The sequence below is a fragment of the Thiocapsa bogorovii genome, from assembly GCF_021228795.1.
Taxonomy (GTDB): Bacteria; Pseudomonadota; Gammaproteobacteria; order Chromatiales; family Chromatiaceae; genus Thiocapsa; species Thiocapsa bogorovii.
Genome location: NZ_CP089309.1, coordinates 5150069 through 5176250 on the forward strand (window position 1 = coordinate 5150069; position 26182 = coordinate 5176250).

A 26182-nucleotide genomic window follows, 5' to 3' on the forward strand; every position below is an offset into this window, starting at 1 on the left:
CGGCCTGCGCAGTTGTTGGATTGGATCGGCTACGGCTGAAACCAGGCGTACCGCGGCAGACGCGGTTCAGCCGAAGAGACCTTTGAACGGGAGGAAGTCCACGAGATCGCCTTTGCGGATCACACGTCCCTCCGGGATTTCGACCAGACCGTCCGCCCAAGCGACGGAGGAGAGTACGGCGGACGAGCGGCTTGGGAAGACCGAAAGCTCCGGATTGCCGTCTTCGGCGGTCTGAATGCGCGCACGGTGAAACTCCCTGCGCGTGTCCGGGCGTGACCAGTCGAATCCGGCGCGCACCTGGAGGGTGAAAGGGGCGAGATCCCCGGCGATACCTTGCTGCCGTCTGATCACCGGGATGCCGAAGAGACAAAAGGTCACGAACAGCGAGACCGGGTTACCTGGACTGCCGATGAAGGGCGTAGTGCCGATCCGACCGAAGGCCAGCGGCTTGCCGGGGCGGATCGCGATGGTCCAAAGCTCGAGCGTGCCCACACGCTCGAGCGCGGTCTTGATGTGATCTTCTTCGCCGACCGAGACGCCGCCGCTGCCGACGATCAGATCGGCCTGTGCTGCTCCGTTCAGCAACGCCTGCTCAGTGGCTGACAGGGTGTCCTCGACGATGCCCAGATCCACAACGTCGCAGTCGAGTTGGTCCAGCAACCCGAACAGCGTGAAGCGGTTGGAGTTGTAGATCTGCCCGGGACCGAGCGCTTCACCCGGCATCACCAACTCGTCGCCGCTTGAGAAGACGGCGACGCGCAGACGTCGATACACGCGGATCCGCGCGGCGCCGACCGAGGCGGCCAGCCCCAGATGCTGGGGCGCAAGACGAGTGCCCGCGGCGATGACCTCGGCGCCGGTACGGATGTCCTCGCCGAGACGGCGGATGTTCGCGTTGGCTTTGCAGTCGAGCGGGACTTGGACCCAGCCCTCCTTGGCCTCGCAACTCTCCTGGACGACGACGGTGTCGCACCCTTCCGGGACCGGCGCACCCGTGAAGATACGCGCCGCCGTGCCGGGTTCGAGAGCGGTCCCGGTGGCGCCGGCGGGGATCCGCTGAGCCACGCGCAGGCGCCCGCCGGCGGGCGCCAGATCCGCATGACGAATCGCATAGCCGTCCATCGCGCTGTTGTCCCAGGCGGGGACGTCGATCGTGCTCGTGACCGGCTCGACCAGCACGCGTCCGAGACCCTCGGCGATCGCGACGGTTTCGGTCCCGTCGACGGGTTCGACACGTGCGAGCAGGCGTTGGAGTGCCTGTTCCTTGGTCAGCGCCGCACGTTCGGGCGGGTCGTAACCGCAAGGATCCATGCTCATTATCAGCGCTCCAGCAAGCGCGGCATGAGCTGCGCGAAGTTGCACGGCTGCGTGCGGCTGTCCAGCTGCGCCAGCAGGATGCGATCCCAGGCGGTTCGGCAGGCACCGCTAGACCCCGGCAAGCAAAAGATGAAAGTCCCGTTGGCGAGTCCGCCGAGTGCGCGTGACTGTAAGGTAGAGGTGCCGATCTCCTCGAGCGAAAAGCTCCGGAACAGCTCGCCGAAACCCTCCAGCGGCTTGTCCAGCAGGGGCGCAACGGCTTCGGGCGTGCTGTCTCGACCGGTGACGCCGGTACCTCCGGTGCTCAGGACAACCTGAATCTCGGGGTCGGCAATCCATTCGGAGAAGACCGCGCGTAACCGGTAGATGTCGTCCGGGACGATCCGCTTGGCCATGACCCGGTGTCCGGCCGCCTCGGCGCGCTCAACCAAGAGTCGTCCCGAGGTGTCGCTGTCTTCGGTTCGACTGTCCGAAACGGTCAGAACGGCGATCTTTAGGGGCAGAAATTCTTGGTTTTTGAAGTGCTCGGGCATAGCATTGTCCTGTGCGGCGTGTCGTGATTGTCGCTCTGTATCCGGTCTTGTTGCATTGTATTCGGATGACACCTTCATGATCAGCACCGGAACATTGATGCTCTGCAAGGCGCTCCTGACCGCGGGAGCAATCATGGGCTTCCTGCTTCGGGAGCTCTGGTTGTTGCGTCGGATGAAACGCGAGGACAAGGCGCGCAAGGAAGAGCCGCCGGGCGCGTCCGGCACGACCGACCGTTGAGTGAAGCGCTGGATATGGCGACATCTTTCGCCCCCCGAGATCCGTCCGAAGACCCTCGCGAGGGCCTTCGCACGGCGCTGGTCGATCGTTCACGACTCCGGCCTGTCGCCGCATCCCGTCCCGAAGAGTGCCGATTGTAGCGTGCATGCGAGCTGGCGACCTTCGCAGAAATCCGGAGGTCGCGCCAGCGCCCCGCATCAAAACGACTGGACCTCGAGTTGGCAGGCAGCGAGAAAATCCTTGCGCATCAGGAGCCCCATCAGACGGTCACGATCGTCTACGACCGGCATGCTGCGCCCGCCGTGGTTCCTGAACGCGGACATGATCTCCGAGAAACCGGCGAGCTCGGTCACGGTCACCGCCGGGGCCGTCATCATCGTGCTTGTCGGCGTTTCGTGACAGCATTCGGCGAGACGGTCGTGGTGTTCGAACAATCGGGGAAGCAGCTCCAAAAAGCTATCCGCCCCGAGTCGCTTGAGAATATCCGTCTCGGTCAGGATCCCGCTGACCCGTCCGCCGTCTGCGACCACCGGAAGCGCCTTCACGCCTTGCCGCACGAAGAGTCCGGCCGCTTGCTCAAGCGGTGTCGTCGGATGCAGCGGTTGGATCGGCGAGCGCATGAGATTCCTCGCACACATGCGGCTGTTCATGCGCTCCACGGCGTGGGCATGAGCGAGGTGATAGATGGTTCTGAAGTCCGTCGTCGTGATGTCGATGTAACCGGGGATTTCCCGCATCGCATCCAGGATATCGGCGTCCGAAAGCGCGAGCTCCAGGATCTCGTCGATGCTGTCGTCGTCGGGTTCGTGAAAGGGACGAAGATGGTTCTCTGTCATCTGATGACCCCCGAATGATCGGCTTCATCGCCGCAGGCGTGGCTCATTAAGCGTCGATCATGCTCAAGTCGCCTTGAGACAGGTCAATCCGGTGACCTCCTGCGATGTTCGAGCGCTGGGCTTGGCGCCGGTTCGGACCGGGCGGCGTCCATTCCCAGCACCTGCCGGAGAAGCTGTCGCGAGCGTTCGGCGATCGAGGTCTGCGAGAGGTCCCGCTCCGCAAACAAGAGGTCTCGAGCAGCCCGCCGATCCTGGTAGATGACCTGCTCAGGCGTCGGGTTGAAGGGCTGCTCCAGGCTGATTCGGGCGATCCGTCCAAGATTCACACCGCGACCGTCGTCGAGCAGGATCAGGTGCGGTGCGAGACCCCGCACCGGGTCCGGTTGAGGAAACTCCAGGATGTCGAGCAGGATGTAGGGCTGTCCGGTCTGGCGAATCCCGAGTTGGATCTGGGTCGGCTCGAGCTCGACGAGAAAGATGGTCTGTCCCACGGCGCCGCGCAAGCGTTCGATTTGCCCCGCGTACGCGGAACTCGGCCAAATGTGTCCGGCGACGTCTTCGTTCATCGATCAATCGCCGCGCGGCTGTTCCGCTCGCGGCGGGGCAACCCGACGCCGCCGATTGATGGCGTCATCCGCACGGCCACGGTGCGGATCGCGCACCTCCGAGGTCGCCGTAAGTCCGTCGATGCGCAAGCGAAATCAGAGGCGGATGGTCGCCCCAGTGTCAAGTGAAGATAATCCACGATACGTTGCCTCGATGCGCCCTCGTCGCTTGGGAATTGGCGGTTCCAGGACCACGAGTCAACAGTTGGGTTGAAACCTCTCATGGGCGCGAGGCGACCCGATCGTGGCTTCGATGGTCAGGCTTGATATGGGTCAAGGTCCTCGTCGCGCCTCGAGATTCAAATCCGGGTCATCGGGTTCCCGCGGTTGTGGACCAGGTCGTACGCGCTCGCGATCCGCACCGCAGTCACATCGACATACCCGGTACGCAAGCCAACCGGAGGCATGCTTTGAGCCTGATGGCCTACGTCCGAAAGATGCGCGGGACCACCCGCGGAAGTCCGCCGCGGGTGAGCGATCAGGAGGTCTTCTGGTCCTGGATCGGCGCCTTTCTCGGGATCGGTCTGGTCGGTTGGGTCCATCAGGCGTTCTTCTCGGAGATCGACCTCACGCTCACCATCGGCTCGCTCGGTGCATCCGCGGTCCTGCTCTACGGGGCGCCGCGCAGTCCATTGGCCCAGCCTCGCAATCTGGTCGGCGGTCACGTCATCTCGGCGCTGGTCGGCGTGACCAGCTGGAAGTTGCTTTCTGCAGACCCCTGGCTGGCCCAATCGGTGGCCGTGGCGACGGCCATCGCGCTGATGCATCTGAGCAAGACCCTACACCCGCCGGGCGGCGCAACCGCGTTGATTGCCGTGATCGGCTCCGACGAGATTCATGCGATGGGCTATGACTACGTGCTGATTCCGGCAACACTCGGACCGCTGCTCCTCTTGGCGGTAGCCCTCCTCGTGAACAACATCCCGGCAACACGTCGTTATCCGGAGAACTGGATATGAGAGGATCCGGGTCGCGTCTTGCGAGGGATTTCGGGATTGATTGCAAGACCCGCTTCTAATCCGAATCCGAGGATAGCCAATGCTGTTCGGCCGTCGCATTACGCGCGAGAAGAGGACCATCGCCGCCATGATGGCGATCTACTGCCGGGATCATCACCCGGGCCACGAGGGACGATGCGCCGAGTGCGTCGCGATGCTCGATTACGCGCATCGCCGTCTCGACACCTGCCCTTTCCAGGAAGAAAAGCCGGCCTGCAATCTCTGCGAGGTGCACTGCTACAGCGCCCTGATGCGCGAGCGGGTCCGCGATGTGATGCGCTATTCGGGCCCGCGCATGCTATGGCCTCATCCGATCCTGAGTCTCGGGCACATCCTCGACAAGTTCCGTCCCGCGCCGACGTTGACGAAGACGCGTGCACGGATCGACGAGGCCCGATCGGACAGATCGTCCGAGTGATGCACGAGTGTCCCGAAGCCGCCTCAGCCGGGTCGCCCGTCCGGTCGGGGCGCGAACAACATGGGTGCATGAACCCATAGAAAGAGTCCGAAAGCGAGGATCCAGCAGAGCCCCGCGCTCATCAGCCAAACGTGGTAACCGGCCGGGTAGATGAGCGGTGCGAGACCGCGCAGGCCGGCGGCGAGGTTGATGAGTATGAAGGCAACGACAGTCAGGCGAGCGGCCTGCATCACACGTCCCGTGTGGCCGACGGCCACGCGAGCCATCATCCCGAGCGTCACCACGCCGATCGCCCCGATGGTCAGGGTGTGCAATGCGCCGCGAGCGGGCAGGGTGGTGAAGGCGGGGAGTCCGTCCAGGATCAGGCCGACCGCAAGCCAGAGTAGACCCACATAAAGCACCGTCAACATGGGGGTTGTCCAGATCCGTCGGTCGTACCAGCCGGCGATCCGCACCAGAAGCACCAGGCCCAACGCGATCGCGAAGGCGCCCGCCTGAGGTCCGTAGGGTTGGATGAGGTCCGCGCACAGGAGTGCCGCGGCAAGGAGGAAGGTCAGCCGCTCGACGAACGGAAAGCTGTGCGGTTTGGCGCCGGTGATCCCGCGTTCGATGAAGAAGGGCATCACCCGGCCCGAGACCAGCAGCATCGTCAGGATAACCACGTCGAGCATCAGACGATGACCTCGCGCCGCTCCGCCCGGAAGGAAGCCGAGCACATCCAGATGGACCAGCGCGCTCGCGAGTGTCATGCCGGCGAACAGCAGCAGAAAGACGCGGTTCACCGGGTTGGGGCCGAACCACAGCGGCCGTCGCAGTGCGAAAGCCAGCACCGGGAAGAAGGCAACATCCGTCAGCGCGACCACCAAGGGCGGCAGCCCGAGCCAGGGCATCAGGCGCCCGGCCAGCCAGAGCGCCACCAACCCCGCGAGTGCCGGGCCGGTCGGTGTGTCCATGCCGCTCCAGTTGCGCACGGCGGTCAGCAGAAAACCGGCAATGACTGCCGCCAGATAACCGAACAGCATCTCGTGAGCGTGCCAGGCCGGCCCTGCGAGATAGCCGGGCTGAGGAAACCGCCCCGTCAACATCGCGAGCCAGACCAGAACAGACAGAAGGGCGGCGATCCCGGCGGCCAGGAAGAAGGGCCGGAAGCCGAGCGCAAGCACGCTGATCGGTCTCTTGGTCTTTGTAAGCGAATCGACGCGCATCGGGGTGGTTGTCCTTGTCGGTGGTCGGCGCAAGCTGGAGCGAGTGCGTGGGTTGAACCGGCGTCCGGGCGTCGCGGGGTCATGGTGTGCTGTCGCAACAAGGCACCGTAGCGATGGCCTGTCGGTGCGTCCTTGACGTGGGTCAAGATGATGCGCCGGCCCGGGGGTGAGGCGAGGAGGTCTTGTCGTGACTCCGGCCATCGCGGCTGTGGCGCAAAGCGCCACCAGGCATGCGTGTCACCGCAGAGCGGGTGTCAAGAGCTGATGGATGAGGGCAGGGGCGGTCCCCTGAGCGAGGTCTGCGCGTGATCGGTTCGGGACGACGTCGCGCGGTAACCCCTCGGCGTTTGGTCTGGATCGGCATCGGTCATTTGCGCTCTAATCCGGCCATGAACGACACCACCGCGAACGAATCGACTGCCGCTCCGGATGCAGAGGACGGTCGGCTCGGGCTCGACGCCCCGGCGCGAGCCCTCCTCGAACGCATCCCCCAAAGCCCCGGCGTCTACAGGATGCTCGATGCCGATGGCACCGTGCTCTATGTCGGCAAGGCCAAGAACCTCAAGCGCCGGGTCTCGAGCTATTTCAGTCGGGCACTGACACGTCGTCTTCAGGTGATGGTGAGCCAGATCGCCGACATCGAGGTCACGGTGACCCGCACCGAGGGCGAGGCGTTGCTGCTCGAGAGCAACCTCATCAAGTCCTTGCGCCCGCGTTTCAACGTCCTGCTGCGCGACGACAAGAGCTATCCCTTCATCTACCTCAGCACGCAAGACGACTTTCCGAGACTCGCCTTCTATCGAGGGCCGCGCAAATCCAAAGGCCGCCTCTTTGGCCCCTATCCGAGCGCCTGGGCCGTGCGCGAGACCCTTCAGCTGCTGCAGAAGCTGTTCCCGGTGCGCCAGTGCGAAGACAGCTTCTTCAACAACCGCTCCCGACCCTGTCTGCAATATCAGATCAAACGCTGCAGCGGCCCTTGTGTCGGACTGGTTAGCCGCGAGGAATACGCCGAGGACGTTGCCCACACCATCCAGTTCCTCGACGGGCGCGCCGAGGAGGCGATCGCCGATCTCGGACGCGGCATGGAGCAGGCCGCCGCCGCGCTCGAGTTCGAGCGCGCCGCCGTCCTGCGTGACCAGATCGCGACCCTGAGCCGCATCCAGCAGCGCCAATACGTGAGCGGGGAGGGTGGCGACCTCGACATCATCGCCTGCGCCCAAGCGGGCGGGACGAGCTGCGTACAGGTCTTCTTTATCCGGTCCGGGCGCAACCTCGGCAACAAGGCCTTCTTTCCGAAGACACCCGACGACACCGACGATGCGACCCTCCTGGCCGGATTCCTGGCCCAATTCTATGCCGACAAGCAGATCCCCCCCGAGCTGGTGGTCAGCGTCGAGCCGGAGGAGCGCGTGCTCTTGGAGACGGCGCTCTCGCAACGCGCCGAGCGGCGCGTGCACATCAAATGGCGAGTGCGTGCCGAGCGTGCCCGCTGGCTCGAGATGGCTCGCGGCAATGCCGAGGTCGCGCTCAAGTCGAGGCTCGGCAGCCAGGCCGGTTACGGGCGCCGCATCGAGGCACTGCGCGATGCGCTGGATCTACCCGAGCGGCCCCAGCGCATGGAGTGCTTCGACATCAGTCACACCCAAGGCGAGCGCACCGTCGCCTCGTGTGTGGTCTTCGACGGCGAAGGGCCGCGCAAGTCCGATTACCGACGCTTCAATATTGAGGGCATCACCCCCGGCGACGACTACGCGGCGCTCCACCAGGCCCTAACACGGCGCTATACCCGGGTCAAGCAGGGCGAGTACCCGATCCCGGATATCCTCTTCATCGACGGCGGACGCGGCCAGATCCGCTCGGTCGGCGATGCGCTCCAAGAGCTCGGTATCGCCGGCGTACAGGTCGTGGGCATTTCGAAGGGGCCTGATCGTCGCCCCGGAACCGAGCTACTTTGGTTGTTGGACGTGGAGTCGCCGCTTATACTGCCGAGCGATTCCCCCGCCATGCATCTGGTTGAGCAGATCCGCGACGAGGCCCATCGATTCGCCATCACCGGTCATCGGCAGCGCCGTGCCAAGGCACGCACGACCTCGACGCTGGAAGGGCTCGCCGGGATCGGGCCGCGTCGTCGCCAGCGTCTTCTGAAGCAGTTCGGCGGCATCCGCGGTCTGGCCCGTGCAGGGGTCGAGGACATTGCCTGCGTGGACGGCATCGGCCGACAATTGGCACAACAGATCTACGACGCCTTTCACGAGGAGGCCGCGGGGCCCTGACGTATGTGGAATATCCCCAACCTTCTGACGATGCTCCGGATTGTCCTGATCCCGGTGTTCGTCGTCGTGTTCTATATCGAGGCACATTGGGCGCCCTATGTCGCCGCCGCGATCTTCGGCGCCGCTGCCTTGACGGACTGGCTGGACGGCTATCTCGCACGTCTCTGGGAGCAGACCTCGCCGCTCGGCGCCTTCCTCGACCCGGTCGCCGACAAGTTGATGGTCGCGGTCGCGCTCGTCCTGCTGGTCCAATACGACCCGCGCGTCCTTCTGGCGCTCCCGGCGATCGTGATCATCGGACGCGAGATCACGGTCTCCGCGCTCCGCGAGTGGATGGCCGAGATCGGCGCGCGCGCCAAGGTCGCCGTCTCGATGACAGGCAAGATCAAGACCACGGCACAAATGATCTCGATCGTGCTTCTGATCCTGCGCGAGACCGTCTTCGGACCCTGGGTCTATGAGTTGGGCGTCGTCCTACTCTACGTCGCGGCAGTCCTGACACTCTGGTCGATGGTGCTCTATCTGCGCGCGGCGTGGCCGAGCCTGTCCGGTCAGGTCGATGTCGATGGGCGCGATTGAAGCCCGTTGGGATCGGGTTCGGAGCGATCAGCGCCCCAGTGTCTCCAGCGTCCCTTCGCACCGCGGGAGGAGCCACATCCGGGGGTTGACAGCATCAAGAAAGGCACTAGAATACGCGGCTCCAAAGCGGGAATAGCTCAGTGGTAGAGCACAACCTTGCCAAGGTTGGGGTCGCGAGTTCGAATCTCGTTTCCCGCTCCAAATGATTCAAGACTTTAGAAGCCGGCTTCGCGCCGGCTTTTGTCTGTCTGCCCAAACGGTGCCCATAATTTTTGGCGACGAGATCGGGGTCACGGCCTTCGGCGACCACGATCTCGAATTCGAATCCTGCCCGTCAGCGCCTATTTCGTGACCCTGTTGTCTCGGGACGCGACGGATCGGGCGAGCCAATTCCGCGTTCCCTCCAGGTCGAGCAGATAGCGATCAAGAGTCTCGTGCTCCACCCAAGACGGCATCAGGGGCTGGAACTTGCTCAGGCGATAGCCCGGAAGGTTCCGACTGATGTCCTGCCAACGCTCGGTATCTTCCCGGAACCCGACACTGCCGCGTTGCCCCAATGCGTCGCTGAAACGTCGGCCGTCGACACCCTCGCCGCGAACGCGCACCGGAACATTGTCCGCGTTGATCTTCCAGTCCGGTTCGATTGCTGCGATGGCATGCCGCGGGGTGGAGTTGATGGTGTCGTCTGCGTAGGTCCACCAGCCGGAGAAATTCCTCGCTGGTGATCCCGCGGAAGTCCGCAACGCCCGATAGCTGCGACCAAGCATCCTCATTTGCGACGGTGGCGCAAATTCCAATGCGTTGCAGGTCATGTCGAGCGAGGCGAGCCAAACGCTCGACGACGCTTATCAGATCTGCCCCACGGTCTGTGCCCGCCAGCGCGTGAATCTCGTCGACAACGAGGAAGCGCAGATCTGCGAAGAGCGCAGCCGCATCCACACGCGGCGACATGAGCATCACCTCCATTGATTCCGGAGTGGTCAAGAGCAGCTCGCAGGGCTCGGCGAGAAAACCGCGCCGATAATCCTATCCATCATGCGTCCGCAGCTCGGACGGCGGAACTGATGCCGGAAGCCCCGTGGCTATCGCTCTGCGCCAAAACAGTTCAGCCGGCACGCACGCGCGCAGCGGCGCTTTTCTCGCTACGCTGCTCCGCGCAATGTCGCGGCGGCTCAGACGAGCTTTGGGTATTCGGGCCGATAGACATGGCCTCGAATGAAATCGACCATATCAGTCGGACGATCGACGCGCGCGAGGCCCAGGTCGAAAACGAGTCGTGCGACCCGAGCGGCGGTTTGGATTTCGGTCTCCAAGATGTTCGACTGGGGCGGATAAAGGAGCCCCTGCTTTAGCATCTCGGGCGGCACCTGATCCGCGACCGCCGCCGCTGCCTCGATGAACATTTCGTCGGTGACGCGACTGGCCTGGGTCGCGAAAATCGCCATGCCCACCGCCGGGAAGATGTAAAAATTGTTGGCTTGTCCCGGCAGGAAGACCTGCCCCTCACAATGGACCGGATCGAACTGGACGCCCGCTGCATAGATCACCTTGCCCTTGGACCAGGTGTAGGCCTGCTCTGCGGTGCATTCCGCGTGATCGGTCGGGTTCGACAGGGCGAGGATCACCGGGCGCTCGTTCACCTGCGACATCGCCTCGACAACCTCTTGGGTGAAGGCGCCGCCAACCGTGCTGACCCCGATGAGCGTCGTCGGCTTCAGGTGCTTGATCGCGGCGGCGAAGTCCGTGCAGGGCTCGTTCGGATGCGCGTAGGGTAGCTGGAAGTCCACGAGGTCCGTGCGGCTCGGCTCCAGCAGGCCATTGACGTCGAACATGTGCACCTTGGCCTGCGCTTCCGTGAGCGACATGCCTTGGGAGACCAGCGCCGAGCACAGAAGGTTGGCAAGGCCGATGCCCGCCGATCCGGCGCCGAGGAAGAGGTAGCTCTCGTCCTTGAGTTGGGTGCCCTTGAGCTTCACGGCATTGATCATCCCGGCCAGGGTGATACCGGCTGTGCCCTGAACATCGTCGTTGTAGACGCAGTAATGGTCGCGGTAGCGCTCGAGCAAATGCACCGCATCCACCCCCGTCCAGTCCTCGAAATGGATGCAGCAACGCGGAAACACGTCCTGCACCGCCTCAACCAGCTCGTCGACGAACGAAAAAAGCTCGTCCGACGACGGACGCGTCTTGCGCAGCCCGAGATAGAGCGGGTCATTCCGGTATTGCTCGTTGTTGGTGCCCGCGTCGAGATACATCGGGAGTAGGTGCTGAGGGGGCACCCCGGCTGCGGCGGTGTAGAGCTGCAGCTTACCGATCGGGATTCCCATGCCATTGGCACCGAGGTCACCGAGACCGAGGATGCGTCCACCGTCGGTCACGCAGATGAAGCGGATGTCCTTCCGGGGCCAGTTTCCAAGGATGTCCCGGACCTGCCCGCGCCGCTCGATCGAGACATACATTCCCCTGGGTTGGCGGTAAATGTGACCGAACTTGAGACACACCTCGCCGATCGTAGGATCGTAGACGATCGGCAGGAAGCGGGCCGGGTCGGACATGATGGTCCGGTAAAAAAGGGTTTCATCGTGGTCGAGCAGATTGACCAGGAAGATGTAGCGATCGAGGTCGGTGGTCTTATGGCTGAGCTGCAGCATCACCCGGCGCAGTTGCAGATCCTCGGTCTCGGTTACATCGGGTACCAGACCCACGAGGTCCAGGGCCTGCCTTTCGGCCTCGGTGAAAGCGGTGGATTTGTTCAGGGACGGATCTTGAAGCAGCTCTGAGCCGCGCTTGGAAATGGTCGTCATGGTCATCGTGTTTAGGCCTCGGATTGACAGGATGGAACGGGGCTGAGGGGCGACAATGGACATCAAAATCGGCGGCACGCTTAACCGATGCCGCTAACCCCGTCGGGGGGCTTGGGCGATGTAGGGATGCGTCATCTTCGCCGGGTCCACCACCCGGTCGAATTCGTCTGCAGCGACGAAGCCGAGCTTCAATGCGGCCTCGCGCAGGGTCATGTCGTGGTCCAGGGCATAGTGGGCGACCTGCGATGCCTTGTCGTAGCCGATCACTGGGCTCAGGGCGGTCACCAGCATCAGCGACCGCTCGACAAAGTCTGCGATCCGCTTCTCGTTGGGCTCGGTGCCCTCGACCAGGAAGACGCGGAAGTTGTGACAGCCGTCGGCGATCAGCCGCGCGGATTTGGCGACGTTGAAGATGATCAGCGGCTTATAGACGTTCATCTCGAGATAGCCGCTGGCTCCGCCGATACCGACCGCCACATCGTTGCCCATGACCTGGGCAGCCAGCATCGCCAGCGCCTCGCACTGCGTCGGGTTGACCTTGCCCGGCATGATGGAGGAGCCTGGCTCGTTTGCGGGAATATTGAGCTCCCCGAGTCCGCAACGCGGTCCGCAGGACAGCAGCCGGATGTCGTTGGCGATCTTGAACAGCGATACGGCCAGCGTCTTGAAGCTGCCGTGCAGATGCACAAGAGCGTCATGGGCGCCCTGCACCGTGAACTTGTTCGGCGCGGTGACGAATGGCAGGCCGGTCAGCTTCGCGATCTCTGCGGCGGCCTCGCTCTCGAAGTCGGGTGCCGCGTTGAGGCCGGTGCCCACTGCGGTGCCGCCGAGGGCGAGGCGGTAGACGCCTGGCAGCGCCTGCTCGATCCATTCGGCGGCTTCGTCCAACATGCCGACGTAGCCGGAAACCTCTTGGCCCAGCGTCAGCGGCGTGGCGTCCTGCATGTGGGTGCGGCCGATCTTGACGAGTCCGCTCCATGCCTTGGCCTTGACGTCGAGCGCGTCACGCAGCGCGCGCACGGAGGGCAGGAGCTTTGCGGTCGTCGTCACTGCTGCGGCAATACACATCGCCGAGGGAAAGGAATCGTTCGACGATTGCGACATGTTGACGTGGTCGTTCGGGTGCACCGGGTTCTTGGCCCCGAGCGGGCTGCCGGCGAGCTGGCAGCAGCGGTTGGAGATCACCTCGTTTACGTTCATGTTGAACTGGGTGCCGCTGCCGGTCATCCAGACATGCAGAGGGAATTGGTCTTGGTGCTGACCGGCCAGGATCTCGTCGCAGACCTGCACGATCAGCGAATGCTGCTGCTCGCCCAATCGCCCGCCGGCGTGATTGATCGCCGCCGCAGCCTTCTTCAGCGTCGCATACGCGCCGATCATCTCCCGCGGGATCAGGTCGTCGCCGATGCTGAAATGCTCTAGCGACCGCTGGGTCTGAGCGCCCCAGAGCTTGTCTGCGGGGACCTGGACCTCCCCAAGGCTGTCGGTTTCGGTGCGGAACTCGGTCATATGGCGCTCCTAGAAATGTACGCTGAAGGACGCGCGCAGTAACCGCAATCCGTTGCGCCCACTGCAAAAGACGAAGGTAGTGCCTATCCTGATCAGTCGCGCGCATGCCGGTTTTTTTTGAGTCGCGCCGATCTCGCACTGCGGAGTCGGGCTTGGTTCAGCAGACGCCGGCTTTGCAACGCCTTATACCGGGAGCGTCGTCTGCCATCCATGTCTCATTTGGGACGTATCGAGGGTGCATGGTGGCGCTTCACCAGCGGTGGAGTTATCGCCGAGGTTTGTCAGCTCGATCTCTGAGCGTTCAACCAGCCGTCCTGCCACGGCGACCTTCCAGTCTCAGGACGACACACCCGCTCCACCTTGTCCAGAAGGGCGCGGTCGGCTAGGACCGCCTGACGCAGCTCAGCCCAATCCCGCCAGCGACCGCGTGAGATCAAGTCGTCGATGGCGGCGAGGGTGAAGCCTTGATGGTTGAGGTGGCGATGAATCATGGCGATCCCCGGACTTTGTACGATGGTCGATGCTTGAGATGTTACGCGAACGATGCTGGAGAAGTGCCGCGCTTCTGCGATTGTTGGAGCTGGTACGATCGCCTCCATAGCCGTGCCGACCGTCACGGATTCGAACGGGACACAAAATCAGCAGCGTGATCTTGAAGCACTGCAACCACGGCGAGGCGGGTGATCTGTTGGCCTTTACGCTTGCGCGTGAACTCGACGTCGCTTTCATGGTGTATCAGTGGCGCGGGCGCTGGTCCAAGCCCCACGGCCCGGTACATCAAGGCCGACGCGACCTGCTCCGATTGTTTAACCAGCGTCCATCGGACGCTTTGGTCAGAGGACATTGACGTCAACTCCACGCTCATGCGGGACAGGTTACTAATTTCACCCAAGCGCCTCGATTGCTTGCTTGAGCAGGTCGCCGCCACTGCCTGAAATGGCTAAAGTCGGGACATTGTGATATGGCTAGACGAAGGTGAGATACGTCGGCTTTCCACGTACGGAGACTAGAACCATCGATTCCAATACTGGCAATCGTGAACCCGTGGTCCCTTTCTTGAGCGTCGAGTTGATAGACGCATCGGGTAGAAAGCACGTGCGAAGCGTCGATACCGCGGTGCTGATCGGACGTGGAGCGGACTGCGCGATCAAGATTCAGCACTCCCTGGTCAGCCGTCACCACCTGGCGCTTTATCCGGAAGGGGGGCGCTGGTGGGTCCGGGATCTTCAGAGCAGCAACGGCACCTGGGTGGCCGGGCAAAGCATCGACAAGCTGCCGGTGGCCGGCACGACCAGGGTGCAGCTCGGCATCGATGGGCCGGTGATCCAGCTAACCCCGCCCACGCCTCCCCCCGTCGAAGGGCAGCCCGACTCCATCCAAGATGTCTCCCGGCGTTACTTCGACCGGAACGCGACGGGCGTCGCCGGCGAGCACACCATGATGATCAGGCAGGCTTACAAGGATGTGAAGCGCCGGCATCGGCGTATCTACATCTCGCTGCTAGCCGGTCTGGCAGTGTTGCTGTCGATCATGGGCGGGGTGGTCCTGTTCCAGTACAGCCAGTTGGAGAAAACCAAGCAGCTTGCCAAAGAGACCTTCTATGAAATGAAGGAACTTGAGCTGCACATCGCCGACCTGGAGGCGGATATCCAGCGCGATGCATCGGCCTCTGTTAAGGCTCAGATCGCCGAGTCGAAGCGATTATTGGCCGGTATGCGGGAGCGCTATGATGACTTTGTCGAGGAGGTGCAGGCGAGCCGGATCGTCCAACTGAGCTCGGAAGACGAGATCATCCTGCACATAGCCCGCGTGTTTGGCGAGACCGAACTGGACCTACCCGACGATTTTGTCGCGGAAGTCAAGAAGTATGTCCGCAAATGGCAAGCCACTCCGCGTCTGGAGCGTGCCATCCGCCGTCTGCATGAAAACGGTTACGCGCCGACGATCTACCGTGAACTCGTCGCTCAGGATCTCCCGCCGCAATTCATGTATCTCGCGCTGCAGGAGTCCAGCTTTCGTCACGATGCCGTCGGTCCGCCCACCCGCTACGGACGTGCCAAAGGCATGTGGCAATTCATTCCTGATACCGCGAAACGTTATGGTCTTACGCCGGGGCCGTTGCAGAACACCGGCCAATACGATCCGGACGACGACCGGCACAACGTCGCCAAAGCGACCAATGCGGCCGCGCGCTACCTGAAATACATCTACAGAACCGACGCCCAGGCATCCGGGCTGCTCGTCATGGCTTCTTACAACTGGGGTGAAGGGAACATCATCAAGCGCCTTCGGAAGATGCCGAAGAATCCACGCGAGCGCAACTTCTGGAAGTTGCTGCGGGACCATAAGATTCCGGACGAGACCTATAACTACGTCTTCTATATCTTCTCCGCTGCAGTCATCGGCGAAAACCCTCGGTTGTTCGGCTTCGATTTCGACAACCCGCTGTTGGGCCTCGGAGCAGCGCCGGGGCCGCGCATCCGCACTGAAGATCTGGGTCTCGCCAGCAAAAACGTCGCGCACTGACAGGTGAAAAGGGGGCAGCGCAGCAGCCCGTCGAGTTACGCGCTCGCAGAAGCTCAGCGGCCGCTTCCGTCATGACAAACGCCCGAGGTCGGCATGATCCGGCCGACCGTGTCGGTGGTTCGGTCTTGGTTGAGGTGTGCTTCACCGGGCCCGCGGGGCTCGGGCGCGTCTTACGCGCAGTGCGCCAAGCGCCAAGAGCTGCACGCGCGGCATGTCACGCTCGCCGACGCGCTGGGCGGCATGCTAGAAGCCACCTGAGTGATCGCCCGCGAAGTCGACGTCCCGCCCGGCGGGAAGCCGATCGAATGGCGGCGCCGGACCAACCGGATGAACAGCACTCCGGAGGCCGCCGCCGAGCGCTCGCCTGTGATCTGGCCGCGGTGGGTTCTCAACATCGACTGTGGTGATCCCGGCCAGCGCACCCGCAATCCCCTCATCGCTGCCGTCATGGGGCTGGTCATACGAGGTAAGCGGGAAATTTCAGCAAATTATAAAATTACAAAATGAGTGTTTCGTGTTCGATTGTTCGTGCTAAAGGAGACAGCACGCTCGAGTTCGAGAGCCAACGAGGTGCGTTTCCGCCACACAAAATTACATTAATGATGTTAAATTGTTTAGTAATTTTTTTAAATACATATACTTACACGAAGGCGCTTCCGTTGTAGCTAGTGCTTTTGCTAAAAGTGCGACGATTTTGTTGCATTTACGTTCGTGTGTATGATATCAACGCGTGAAGACGATATGGAAATTGGCACACGCGCTTAGTAAACAGGGGCTCGATGCCGGATTAAAGTTAGGATAAGTGCGAAATTTGATGACGATGGCAAGTACCTGACCCGAGTCATTCGACCGGGACGCCGCTGCCCATGCGACCGTCAGTGTTTAACTGCTGGCAGCCGATGTATGAAACGTCTTCTGAAGACAGGGGGAAGAACGAATGATGCGGAAATGCCATAGTCATGTTGTCTCCGGTCGGTCGCGGCGGGTGCCTAAACGAGCGGCGACTTTGCTAGCCGCGGTCTTGAGCTTCGCGGCGGCGTCTGCTGGTGCGGTGACTTTAACCGTCACCCCGGATAATTTGACGTTACAAAAGGCTGACCCGCCAAACTCGGTCTCCGCCACTGCCACGGCAACCCTTGACAGCCGTCAGTCATGCGAAGGTGATTTTCCAATCAGCGATTATACATATGAGCAGTTCTGGAACTGGTCTACCGATAATGGGAACCTCTGGAATCCGTCAAGCGGAGAAACAGTCGCTGATAGGAATACTTCGAATTTCTCATACACAGATGCTGGAGAGCTTCAGCATTGCAGTCAACTTCCGAGCACAATCAAAGTCAAGGCAACGTGCAAGATATACGGCGGGGTAGACGACTCTGGCGAACCCATCGTCATCGACGCCGATGCCCCACTGCAGGGTCCTGGTGTTAGTGAAGATCAGGATACTGTTACCGTCACTTATCTCAATCCGCTGACCATCCCTGGCAACACCCAGGTGCTTTCGGGATCGCCAGGCGCGACGGTCACCTTCAGCACCGCGTTCAGCGGCGGCAAGGCACCGATCTCGCCTGAGAGCCCCACGCCGCTTGGGGGGGCGGTCACGATTTCAGGCTCGCAATTGACCTACAGTTATCGTATACCCTCAGGCGCGCCCGAGGGCGCGCTTGAGGATATCGTCAAAGTCAATGGTCAACCCACCAGCTGTGGCGGCAACTCGGCCCAGATTGCGGTGACGATCAACGTGCTAGCGGGCCCCAGCATCGCGCCGGATCCGCTCATGCTGTCGGGCAGTCCTGGAGCGACGGTGAGCGGCGATCTTGCGGTCAGTGGAGGTACCGCAGACTATCGCTGGCAAGCGAACAACGGCGGCAGCGTAGACCCGACGGCCGGTTCCTCGGTCACCTACAGCTACCGCATCCCGGAGGACGCAACCGCCGGCACACGTTCCGACACGGTCACGGTAACCGATGCAAATGGCGCCACTGACGAGGCGACTGTGACCATCAATGTATTGCCAGGCCCCACCATCGAACCCGATCCGCTCACGCTGTCGGGCAGTCCTGGAGCGACGGTGAGCGGCGATCTTGCGGTCAGTGGAGGTACCGCAGACTATCGCTGGCAAGCGAACAACGGCGGCAGCGTAGACCCGACGACCGGTTCCTCGGTCACCTACAGCTACCGCATCCCGGAGGACGCAACCGCCGGCACACGCTCCGACAGGGTCACGGTAATCGATGCAAATGGCGCCACTGACGAGGCGACCGTGACCATCAATGTAACAGAAGGCCCCACCATCGAACCCGATCCGCTCACGCTGTCGGGCAGTCCTGGAGCGACGGTGAGCGGCGATCTTGCGGTCAGTGGAGGTACCGCAGACTATCGCTGGCAAGCGAACAACGGCGGCAGCGTAGACCCGACGACCGGTTCCTCGGTCACCTACAGCTACCGCATCCCGGAGGACGCAACCGCCGGCACACGCTCCGACAGGGTCACGGTAATCGATGCAAATGGCGCAACATACACGTCACGCGTTAGTATTACGGTCACCGAAATTCCTCCTACTCCAGATCTATCCGTCAACCCGAACGCCCTAAAGTTAACGGGCGCTGCCGGCACGGAAGTTAGCAGTGACGAGTTGCAGGTCACCGGGGGGTCTGGCAGCTTTGCTCTTTCGGCGGAGAAGGGAACGGTCGAGAGGAAAGGGAACGCCGTCCTCTATACGTACCGCATCCCGCCAGGATCAAGCGGGACGATCACAGACAGGGTAACGGTCAGTGACAGCGATCCTGATGTAGCGCCTGTCACTGTTCCTGTCACCATTGAGGTGTTGCCCCCGATCGCGGTGACACCGTCTCCGTTGGAATTGTCGGCCTTGTCGCTGGTAGGTGTTGAAGGTGAAGCATCGGAGCCGTTCGCTGTTTCGGGCGGTACACCACCGTATTACCTCAGCGTCGCAAGCGGCGGTAGCGGAACAGTCGAGCCCGCACGCCTAGACGCCCCGGGCTCCGCCACCTATGCCGTTGCAATTCCCGCGAGCTCCGCGGCGGTCGTGATCAGCGACCTCATTGTGATCACGGATTCGAGCGGCAACAGCGTTGAGGCGCCGGTGACTGTCCAGGTGGCGGCATCCGATTCGTTGTCTAGCCGTACCGATCTCACGCCCAATCAGCGTAACGTTGCCAGTGCCATCGAGACCGTGTGTCCGCAACTCGGCAAGATGTCGTCACGCACCGCCGAGCAGGAAGACCTATTTCAGCAATGTTCGGAGATGCTCGAGAACTCCTCCAGCAGCGGTATTCCGAATACGCTGACAGAGATCACCACGGAGAAGGCAAGCGCGTCGACCAGTGTCGGTGTGGAGACGGGTACGCAGCAATTCGCCAATATCGGATCGCGTCTTGCTGCACTGCGCGGCGGTGCCACGGGCGTGAGCCTGAGCGGTTTGAGCTTCAGCGTGGATGGGCAAGCTCTGTCGGCGGGGCAGGTCGCCGACGCGACGATTACTCAGATGTCTGGCGGCGCGGCAAGCGCCGACAACTCCTTCGGCCGCTGGGGCTTTTTCCTGAACGGCTCGTTCAACTTCGGTGACAAGGACACGACGCAGAACGAGTCGGGATTCGATTTCAGCACCGCTGGGGTTACCGCTGGAGCCGACTATCGGTTTACTGACCAGTTGATTGCGGGTGGTGCTCTCGGTTATGCCAAGGCAGATACGACCTTCGATTCGGACGGCGGCGGGTTGGACACGGAGACCTGGCACATCGCCGGCTATGGCACTTATCACTGGTCCGATCGGGGCTACGTCGATGCGATTGTCGAATATGGTTGGCAGAGTTACGACTCGACTCGGAACATTCGTTACCAGGTCGCATCGACCACCGGTGCCATTAGTCGCCAGGCTCAAGCAGACTACGATGGTACCCAGTTCGGTGTCAGTATCGGTACAGGTTACGACTTTGACGAAGGCCCGATATCATATGGGTTTTACGGACGAGCCGGTTATCTCCAAGTCGATGTAGACGGATTTACGGAGAAGGGTGCGGGCGGACTGAATCTGAATCTAAACGATTTCAGCTCAACCTCGGTCACGACGACGCTTGGGGCACGCCTCTCAAGGGTTTTCAACACCAGTTATGCCGTGTTGGTTCCCCAGGCGCGGGTAGAATGGGAGCATGAGTACGATCAGGATGCGGATATGTTGGTGGCGAGTTTTGCCGCCGATCCCATCGCATCGGCGTTCGGGATCGATACCGATAGCCCGGATCGGGACTACTTCCGTGTGGGTCTCGGTATTTCAGCCGTCTTTCGGTATGGGCTTTCGGCCTTCATCAATTACGATGCGTTGCTGGATAAGTCGGATTGGACCGACAACCTGATCGACGTTGGGGTGCGATGGGAGTTTGAGTAGCCGGCGTTGTTGCGGGCCGCGTCCAGCAGGTCAGTTTCCGGTCGATTCAGCACATGGGTTTCTGTGGGCCCTCGCGCCCGCAGGAACGAGTTCAAGTCTCTTTTGCCCACATGATGCTCATGTGTCGGATGTCCTCTAGGATGTCCGGCCAGAGCGCTTCCCAACAACAGCGATGGCTGGCGAACTTGACCGCGAGCGTAGTCCGTGGGTCGACGTTATCACCGGGCGGGTCGTCAACATCGTTGAGTGCAGCGCGCACCAGCGACGGCGGCACATTCGTGTCGCGCTCACCAACCACGTGTAGTTGCCGGATTTGCGACGGCAAAGGGCCACGCGTGGCCGGGTTCAACGAGTCGTGCAGGGGGGTGTAGCCGTGCAGCTCGGTCCAGGCGTCGATGTCGAGGTTGGCGGCGATGGTGACGAGGGCCTTGGCATTGCCGGCGCGCTCCGCGATCAGCCAGGCGAGAACGCCGCCACCGCTGTAGCCGATCAGAACCACATTCTCGTAGCCGTTCTGGTTGACAAACCCCTGGAGCGCCTCGGCCATGGAGGCTACCACGGCCTCTGAGTAGCGGCCGCTGGTCCATTTGGATGGGTCGCAGGCGCTACTTTGGGCGAGTCCGTGGTAGCAGGGCCTGCCGAGAAAGAGGCTCGGGTCGGGGTCCATGCTCATCAACCGCAGTGTGACCGGATTTCTTGGTGTCGGGTCGGTTGCAATGCGGGTTCCACCGATCCAGGGTGAGCCGTCGCCCGAAAGATAGACGTGTAGCGTCGAGCCATGGTTGCGGCCACGGCTGTAGTAAGCGAGATGCGTGAATCCGCGCCCGATGAGATGGCGTTTTTCCAGTTTATAGTCGGCGGCAATGCGATCGGTCTTAGCCAGGTGATCGGCACAACCTGCCCAGAGCATGACTGATGCCGAGAGAGTGACTCGAAAAAGCGGCAGGAACCGCCTATGCTTACCGTAAAACCAACGGTTCATCTTGCGGGGCGACTCCGTGCCACAAACGTTCGCATCGGTTCGATCATGTCATTTCATTCCTCTCGCATCCGCGACCATGAACGGAATATCGAGTGTGATCGCCAAACAAATGTCCTCGTCAACAAAGCGGTATCCCAGGTTGGCGATGCGCGACAGCCTAATATCGATTGTGGCTATAACGCTACTGGCTGGGTGCGTCTCGACGTCAACGCGAGACGATACCGGGGCCGGCGCACAGCCGCTCACGGCAACCTCGGGAGAGAGTGTCGAGGACTATGTGCTGGTGGATTGCTTGCTGCCAGGACAAATTCGGCGACTTGGCACGAACATGACTTATCTCACGCCGAGGCGCGCGGTGAAGGCGACCCAGCGGGACTGTGCGATCCGCGGCGGCGAATATGTCCTGTTCGATCGTTCCGACTATGGCAGCGCTCTGCAAGCCTTGCTGCCCAAGGCCCGTGCCGGGGACGCAGTTGCGCAAACCTATGTCGGCGAGATCTACGAGAAGGGTCTCGGACTCCCCGGTCCCGACTATGCCAGCGCCGCCGAATGGTATCGCAAGGCGGCGAACAACGACCACGGTCCAGCTCAGATCAGTCTTGGATCGCTCTACGAACGCGGACTCGGCGTTCCGAACGATAAGTCCGAGGCGTTGAACTGGTATCGCCGCGGCTCCGGGTTGACACAGGATAAGTTGATCTTCGAGTCGGCGATGAAGGCTGAACGCGCGGCGTTCAATCGCGAACTGGCGTTGCGCAATCAGGTTGCAGCATCGTTGAATCAGCAACTGCGCCAGGCGAGGCAGCGTCAGGCGACTGAATCGAGCAGTCCTAAAGCACCCGCGACCGCCGCAGCGGCCAGCACGAAGGAATTGGAACGCCTCATCGAAAGTCAGCGCAGGGACGCCGAGCGGGCGGCAGCAGTTAAGGATGAACAGATTAAGGCTTTGGACAAGCTCACGGAAGAGGTTCCGGGACAGAGCGGCGATTCGAGCGGCAAGGCGGCGCAAGCAGGAAAGCTAAAGCTGAGTTTGCGACAACAACGCGACGAATTGCTGGACACCTCTCGTCGCCTAGCTGCATCGAAGTAGCAGCTCGCTTAAGGGTCTTGCGCAAGTCTGAAGCCGACGAAGCTGTATCGTGCTTCCGGGAAGTTTCTATTCCGGTAGGCCGACCGGATCGGTGACGGCCCGCTGTTCCAGGCACCGCCGCGCATGACGCGAGCGGCGTCCGATGCGGGAGCCGCGCAGACCTTCTCGGAGCCGCCATAATTTTCATCGTAGTCGGAGCAGGTCCACTCCCAGAGGTTACCCAGCATGTCGTAAAGGCCCCACGGGTTGGGTGCGAACCGACCGACGGAAGCCGCCCACTCATGTTTGTCGTCACAAGGGAATCCGTCCTCCCACTCATGACCGGTGTCGGCGACGCTCGCATTTCGACAGGCGTTTTGGTCGATGCTGTCCCCCCAGTACCTGGCTGACGTTGTGCCTGCGCGTGCCGCGTATTCCCATTCTGCTTCAGTGGGCAGTCGGAAGGTGCGTCCCGTTTCTTGATTCAACCACTTAATGTAGGCGCTGGCGTCGTTCCAGCTGACGCAACTGACTGGAGAGTCTGGTTGGTTGTCTGCCGGCTGCTTGTTGGGTCTGCGCCATTGCGCCCATGGCTGATAGGCCCATTTGTCGCGCCGGTTTTCGCTGTCGAAGGTCCAGCAACCGTACTGACCGCCGACGCCGCGCTCGGCATCTGTCCGATAGTTGGTGTCGTTGACAAATCGCTCGAAGGCATCGAACGTGACCTCAAACTTGCCGATCAAGAAACTGTCGACGCAGATCTCGTGAAGGGCCTCGTCGGTTTCACGTCCGATTTCGTCCGGTGGGCTGCCCATACCGAAACACCCGCCTTTTACCGAAACCATGACCGGCAGAAGTCGACGCCGTATCAAGTCGCGATCTCGCTCCAGGTCAGCGAGCCTTGGATGTTGTGGTTGGAGTTGGCGAAGCGCTGCCAGGGCTGGATCCGCAGCCTCTGGATCTTTGCCGGCGAGCGCCCGCGCTGCCAATGTCGCGTACGCGTCGCCGAGGCGTGTGAGTCCGTCCCGTACGCGTTGATCTTGGTCGTCGAGATCAAGGGCTCGACGGAAACAAGCGAGAGCCTCCTCCAGGCTGTCAAAATCCTGAGTCTGTGTCCCCAAGACCGCTTCGCATTCCGTCGCAATCCGCGCGAGCTCCTCTTGTTTGTCGAGGGCTGCTTTCAGTTCGCTGCGATAGGTGTCGATACTCCGATCGTCCGGAGACAGCAACAATGCCTGCTCGGCGAGCGTAATCGCCTGCTTGAGATGGCCTTGGGCCTCCTGCCCGCGAGCCTGCTCCAGCAAGGCCGCGGCGTCTCGTTGTCGCTGCTGTTGTCTTTCGCCCTGAATCGCCGTCTTGAGTTGGAGGAGTTCCCGGTTGTCGGGGGCGACCCGCAGACCGTCTTCGATTCGTGCCAGGCTGTTGTCGAATGCCTGACTGCGCTGCAACTCGCGAGCCTCGGCGATTGCGCGCTCGACTTGTCCGCGTTGTTTCAACCGAGTCTCGATGTCGGTGCGCATCTGAACCAGCGCCGTGTCGTCGGGGGCGAGACCGAGACCCTCGTCGGTGAGCCTGAGGGCTTCATCCAGGTCGCCGCCGGATAGGCTTTCGCCGGCGCGGGCAAGGAACTGCTCGGCGCGTTGCCGATTCATTTCTGACAATAAGCTGTTGCGGAAGCTCAGCAGCCGCGGGTGATTCGGCTCTTTGGCCAGCGCGCTGTCGATCAGCGCGAGACTCTCGGTATCGTCACCGTCCTCTTGTGCTTGGCGCGCGTGTTCCAATTGCTCGGTGACCCATGTCTCGCGCGCCTGTTGCCGCCGCGTCTCCAATTCTTCGCGCATCTGCGTCAGTTCGCGATCATCCGGGGCGATCACCATGGCCCCGGAAAGACGTTCCATGCTTTCGTCGAATGCACCCTGATCCATCAGGGTGCGCGCCTCGGCCTTGGCTGTCTTGACCTGGCGTCTGTGCTGCAATTGCGCCTGGACCGAAGATCGCAGTTCCGGCAGCTGCCGGTTGTCGGGGTCGAGACGCAGCCCATCGTCGATCAGTGTCAGGCTCGCTTCAAGGTTCCCGCGGTCCCGCGCGGACTCTGCTTGGCTTAGCAGTTCGTTTGCCTGGGCCTGACGCCGTTCGATCATCATTCGGGTGACCCGATCACGTAGACGCGCCATCTCCGCGTGCTTCGGAAGCCGCTCCAATCCCATGTCGACCAAATTCAGGCTTTTTTCGAGGTCGTCCTGCTCGATGGCGCGCTCCGCCTGCTGCATGAGGTCGCGGACCTGCTTGTGCGCTTCAAGATAATCGCGAAGCAGGGTCAGTCGTCGATCTCCCGGTGTCGTCGCGAGTCCGAGGTCGACGAGGTCGATACTGCGTTCAAGCTCGTTGCGTTCGAAATGGGCGACTGCCAGTTGTTCATAGTTGGTAGCGGTTGCCGGCCGATCGGAAGGCGGTGCGGGCAGGTCGATGTCGACTGCTGAAGCAGAGCCGCTCGGTGCCTCTCTGTCCAGCAGGTACCAGCCGATGGCGACAGCGAACGCGATCGATACAACGCCGACGGCGAAGGCGACCGTGCGTGGAAAGCCGATGCGGCCGCCGGCTCGGCCGAATGTCCCCGATTTTGCGGTTTGCGTCGAGGCATCGCCGAACTCTTCTGAAGGTGCGGCCGGCCTGGACGCGGTGCTGGATCGTTCGACGATCTCCGATGTCTCCGGGGCGGCCTTGCGCCGACCTCGAGCCGAGGATTTGACCACCGTCGGTGCGTACAGGTCGTTCGACTCAGAGCCGAGCAGGAGTCCGCGCCATTCTTGGACCGACTCCGGACGTTTTCCGGGTTCCAGCTCGCATGCTCGATCAATCGCTTGCAGGAAAGATTCAGGATAGAGCCCTTTGCATAGCCCGCTGGCGGGCGGCTGCGGATCGGCCAGCAGTCTTTGCGACGCGCTCCGTGGCGGCGTGCCGGTTACCGCGCGATAAAGCGTTGCGCCCAACCCGTAGATGTCCGTCCAAGGGCCTTGCTCGCCGATGTCCTGATGTTGCTCAAGAGCGGCGTAGAGCGGCGTGTATGTTGCGAATACCGATCTCTCGCCGCTTTTCGCGACGTAGCGAGCCGAGCCAAAGTCGATCAGTACCGGCGATCCGTCGCTTCGGATCAAGATATTCGCCGGCTTGATGTCGCGGTGGACGATACCGGATGAGTGAACCCGTTCCAGACCATCCAGCAGCGGGTCGAGGATTGTGCGCAGTTCCGCGAAGGATAGCGTGCCGCGCTCTTCGAGCCATGCGGACAGCGGTTGTCCACGCTCGAACTCCATGAACATGTAAGCGCTACCGTTGAGCTCGCGATAGCGTGTTACCCGGACGATATTTCGATGGGGCACGGGGCGCCCCAGGCCCCAGAGTGTCTTGGCCTCCTGCAGGAAGCGATCGAGCGCCCACGAGAAGGCTTCGGTCGTTGCCGGCGACAGAGGAACGATCTGGCCGTCCGGCTGCCGCGTTGCGAGGTCCGTCGGGAGGAACTCTTTGATGGCGACCGTTTCGTCCAGGTAGGTGTTGTCGCACTGATAGACGACACCGAAAGCGCCGGCCCCTAGGATCTGAACGATCCGGAACTCCTCGATCATCGCACCTACGGGTAACGCCTGGTTCACGATGAGCCCCGGCGATCGTCCGAAGGTCTGTAGCGTTGGACGCGTCTCACGATGGGTGCGAAGGGAATCCAGTGCGTGTTGAGGTCACCTTGTCACTGCCTGTATCGCTGGCCTGGATTGGGTTTGACGCTTGTGCTTGAGCACTAAGGTTACGATCTAGCGAGGCGTTAAGCCTCCTTCGGATGCGGACCGCCAGCCAGCAGGGACGGGACAATACCCAAAGATACGAGCA

21 protein-coding genes, 1 tRNA gene and 1 pseudogene are annotated in these 26182 nt (G+C 61.9%); 10 read left to right on the plus strand and 13 right to left on the minus strand.

Annotated elements, in window-relative coordinates:
• Positions 1–66 precede the first annotated feature (66 nt).
• Together LT988_RS22950 and moaB are read right to left on the minus strand one after the other, a co-directional pair.
• Positions 67–1317 (minus strand): molybdopterin molybdotransferase MoeA, encoded by a 1251-nt coding sequence (locus LT988_RS22950; protein WP_232407833.1) that lies wholly within the window; start codon positions 1315–1317, stop codon positions 67–69.
• A 2-nt stretch (positions 1318–1319) separates the two neighbouring features.
• Complete coding sequence (gene moaB / locus LT988_RS22955; RefSeq protein WP_232407834.1) at positions 1320–1850, minus strand: molybdenum cofactor biosynthesis protein B; 531 nt, start codon at positions 1848–1850, stop codon at positions 1320–1322.
• Between the two features lie 76 nt (positions 1851–1926).
• Between moaB and LT988_RS22960 the strand changes: the two genes are divergently transcribed.
• Positions 1927–2088 carry a hypothetical protein gene (locus LT988_RS22960; protein ID WP_232407835.1) on the plus strand — a complete coding sequence of 54 codons (162 nt, stop codon included), beginning with the start codon at positions 1927–1929 and terminating at the stop codon, positions 2086–2088.
• A 197-nt stretch (positions 2089–2285) separates the two neighbouring features.
• Here the strand turns inward: LT988_RS22960 and LT988_RS22965 are convergent, their stop codons facing one another.
• Both LT988_RS22965 and LT988_RS22970 read right to left on the minus strand, forming a co-directional pair.
• Positions 2286–2924: a CBS domain-containing protein gene (locus LT988_RS22965; RefSeq protein WP_232407836.1), complete on the minus strand. Its 639-nt coding sequence runs from the start codon at positions 2922–2924 to the stop codon at positions 2286–2288.
• Positions 2925–3007: 83 nt separating this feature from the next.
• The gene (locus tag LT988_RS22970) at positions 3008–3490 is read right to left on the minus strand and encodes a hypothetical protein (protein ID WP_232407837.1); all 483 of its coding nucleotides are present in this window, start codon (positions 3488–3490) and stop codon (positions 3008–3010) included.
• A 458-nt stretch (positions 3491–3948) separates the two neighbouring features.
• Between LT988_RS22970 and LT988_RS22975 the strand changes: the two genes are divergently transcribed.
• Positions 3949–4488, plus strand: coding sequence for an HPP family protein (locus tag LT988_RS22975; protein WP_232407838.1), 540 nt, complete (start codon positions 3949–3951; stop codon positions 4486–4488).
• A 79-nt stretch (positions 4489–4567) separates the two neighbouring features.
• Positions 4568–4945 (plus strand): nitrous oxide-stimulated promoter family protein, encoded by a 378-nt coding sequence (locus LT988_RS22980; RefSeq protein ID WP_232407839.1) that lies wholly within the window; start codon positions 4568–4570, stop codon positions 4943–4945.
• Positions 4946–4968: 23 nt separating this feature from the next.
• Here LT988_RS22980 and LT988_RS22985 read toward each other — a convergent pair whose 3' ends face one another.
• Entirely contained in the window at positions 4969–6150 is a 1182-nt protein-coding gene (locus LT988_RS22985) for an NnrS family protein (RefSeq protein WP_232407840.1), read from the minus strand.
• A gap of 389 nt (positions 6151–6539) precedes the next feature.
• Between LT988_RS22985 and uvrC the strand changes: the two genes are divergently transcribed.
• From uvrC to LT988_RS23000, 3 genes are all read left to right on the plus strand, one after another.
• The gene (gene uvrC, locus LT988_RS22990; protein WP_232407841.1) at positions 6540–8423 is read left to right on the plus strand and encodes an excinuclease ABC subunit UvrC; all 1884 of its coding nucleotides are present in this window, start codon (positions 6540–6542) and stop codon (positions 8421–8423) included.
• Between the two features lie 3 nt (positions 8424–8426).
• Positions 8427–9002, plus strand: a complete 576-nt coding sequence (gene pgsA / locus LT988_RS22995) for a CDP-diacylglycerol--glycerol-3-phosphate 3-phosphatidyltransferase (protein ID WP_232407842.1) — start codon at positions 8427–8429, stop codon at positions 9000–9002.
• Positions 9003–9128: 126 nt separating this feature from the next.
• Positions 9129–9203: transfer RNA gene (locus tag LT988_RS23000), tRNA-Gly, on the plus strand.
• A gap of 140 nt (positions 9204–9343) precedes the next feature.
• Here the strand turns inward: LT988_RS23000 and LT988_RS23005 are convergent.
• From LT988_RS23005 to LT988_RS23030, 6 genes and pseudogenes are all read right to left on the minus strand, one after another.
• A complete protein-coding gene (locus tag LT988_RS23005; protein WP_232407843.1) occupies positions 9344–9769 on the minus strand; it encodes a hypothetical protein in 426 nt (141 codons plus the stop codon).
• A 67-nt stretch (positions 9770–9836) separates the two neighbouring features.
• Positions 9837–9968, minus strand: a pseudogene (locus tag LT988_RS25665) (hypothetical protein); the annotation flags it as partial.
• 206 nt (positions 9969–10174) lie between these two features.
• Positions 10175–11812 carry an NAD-dependent malic enzyme gene (locus tag LT988_RS23015; protein ID WP_232407845.1) on the minus strand — a complete coding sequence of 546 codons (1638 nt, stop codon included), beginning with the start codon at positions 11810–11812 and terminating at the stop codon, positions 10175–10177.
• 87 nt (positions 11813–11899) lie between these two features.
• A complete protein-coding gene (fumC, locus tag LT988_RS23020) occupies positions 11900–13315 on the minus strand; it encodes a class II fumarate hydratase (RefSeq protein ID WP_232407846.1) in 1416 nt (471 codons plus the stop codon).
• 281 nt (positions 13316–13596) lie between these two features.
• On the minus strand, positions 13597–13806 hold the full coding sequence (locus LT988_RS23025; RefSeq protein WP_232407847.1) for a hypothetical protein: 210 nt from the start codon (positions 13804–13806) through the stop codon (positions 13597–13599).
• 122 nt (positions 13807–13928) lie between these two features.
• Entirely contained in the window at positions 13929–14159 is a 231-nt protein-coding gene (locus LT988_RS23030) for a hypothetical protein (RefSeq protein ID WP_232407848.1), read from the minus strand.
• A 212-nt stretch (positions 14160–14371) separates the two neighbouring features.
• Between LT988_RS23030 and LT988_RS23035 the strand changes: the two genes are divergently transcribed.
• From LT988_RS23035 to LT988_RS23045, 3 genes are all read left to right on the plus strand, one after another.
• Positions 14372–15841 carry a transglycosylase SLT domain-containing protein gene (locus LT988_RS23035; protein ID WP_232407849.1) on the plus strand — a complete coding sequence of 490 codons (1470 nt, stop codon included), beginning with the start codon at positions 14372–14374 and terminating at the stop codon, positions 15839–15841.
• A 258-nt stretch (positions 15842–16099) separates the two neighbouring features.
• Complete coding sequence (locus LT988_RS23040; protein ID WP_232407850.1) at positions 16100–16348, plus strand: hypothetical protein; 249 nt, start codon at positions 16100–16102, stop codon at positions 16346–16348.
• Positions 16349–16862: 514 nt separating this feature from the next.
• On the plus strand, positions 16863–20249 hold the full coding sequence (locus LT988_RS23045) for an autotransporter family protein (RefSeq protein ID WP_232407851.1): 3387 nt from the start codon (positions 16863–16865) through the stop codon (positions 20247–20249).
• 91 nt (positions 20250–20340) lie between these two features.
• Here the strand turns inward: LT988_RS23045 and LT988_RS23050 are convergent, their stop codons facing one another.
• Positions 20341–21231 carry an alpha/beta fold hydrolase gene (locus LT988_RS23050; protein WP_232407852.1) on the minus strand — a complete coding sequence of 297 codons (891 nt, stop codon included), beginning with the start codon at positions 21229–21231 and terminating at the stop codon, positions 20341–20343.
• A gap of 328 nt (positions 21232–21559) precedes the next feature.
• Between LT988_RS23050 and LT988_RS23055 the strand changes: the two genes are divergently transcribed.
• Entirely contained in the window at positions 21560–22321 is a 762-nt protein-coding gene (locus LT988_RS23055; RefSeq protein ID WP_232407853.1) for a tetratricopeptide repeat protein, read from the plus strand.
• An 8-nt stretch (positions 22322–22329) separates the two neighbouring features.
• On the opposite strand, the gene LT988_RS23060 is transcribed toward LT988_RS23055, so the two are convergent.
• Positions 22330–25950, minus strand: a complete 3621-nt coding sequence (locus tag LT988_RS23060; RefSeq protein ID WP_232407854.1) for an SUMF1/EgtB/PvdO family nonheme iron enzyme — start codon at positions 25948–25950, stop codon at positions 22330–22332.
• Positions 25951–26182: the final 232 nt, after the last annotated feature.